The 1,072-nt window shown below is 69.6% G+C and carries 1 protein-coding gene; it reads left to right on the top strand.

What is annotated here, in order from left to right; translation table 11 throughout:
• The coding region (locus FL583_RS39815; protein WP_420843242.1) for an IS30 family transposase at positions 1–1,065 on the top strand (1,065 nt) is incomplete at its 5' end.
• Positions 1,066–1,072 lie beyond the last annotated feature (7 nt).

The following is a 1,072-nucleotide window of genomic DNA, read 5'->3' as shown; positions in this document are numbered from 1 at the left end:
GTGACGCGCAAGCCGGTGACGGGCCGGCGGTTGTCGTTGGCGGAACGGGAAGAGATCGCGGTGTTGTTCGCGGCCGGGCAGTCCCGGGCGCAGATCGGCCGGGTGCTGGGCCGTGATCGGTCGACGATCGGCCGGGAGCTGACGCGTAACCAGTCCGATCCGCGGCCGGGCCGGCGGGTCCGGCGGTATCGGGCGTTGCACGCCCAGGCTCAGGCCGATGCTCGGGCCCGACGCCCGCAAGTCCGCAAGCTGGTCGGGTGTGACGAGCTGGCGGCGTTCGTGGTCGCCGGGCTGCAACAGGACTGGAGCCCGCGGCAGATCCAGGGCAGGCTGGCCGAGGCGTTCTGCGACCGGCCGGAGATGCGGGTGTCCCACGAGACGATCTATCAGTCCTTGTTCGTGCAGACCCGCGGTGGGTTGGCCCGGGAACTGACGGGGCATCTGCGGACCGGCCGGTCGTTGCGCAAGCCTCGCGCGAGGGCCCGCGCCGAAGCCGCGAGCAAAACCACCGGGCCGATCCCCGGCCCGATCCCGATCAGCGCCCGTCCCGCCGAGGCCGCCGACCGGGCCGTCCCGGGCCATTGGGAAGGCGATCTGATCGTCGGTCAGGACAGCAAGTCCGCGATCGGGACCCTGGTGGAGCGCACCACCCGGTTCACGATCCTGCTGCACCTGCCCGCCGATCACACCGCGCCCACCGTCCGTGACGCCATGATCCCCGCCATCCAGGCGCTACCTGAGCATCTGCGCCGTTCGCTGGCCTGGGACCGCGGCTCGGAGATGGCCCTGCACCGCGACATCACCCTCGCCACCGACCTGGACATCTACTTCTGCGACCCGCACTCACCCTGGCAACGCGGCTCCAACGAAAACACCAACGGGCTGCTGCGCCAGTACTTCCCCAAAGGCAGCGACCTGTCGATCCACACCCCCCACCACCTCGCCACCATCGCCGCGAAACTCAACAGCCGACCCCGTCAAACCCTCGGCTGGGCCACCCCCCACGAGAAACTCACCGAACTCCTAAACTCACCACAAAACCCACCTGTTGCAACGACGACCTGACACCGGG

Origin of the sequence: Cryptosporangium phraense, from assembly GCF_006912135.1 — a bacterium.
GTDB lineage: Bacteria > Actinomycetota > Actinomycetes > Mycobacteriales > Cryptosporangiaceae > Cryptosporangium > Cryptosporangium phraense.
This window is presented reverse-complemented; position numbering and strand designations above follow the sequence as displayed.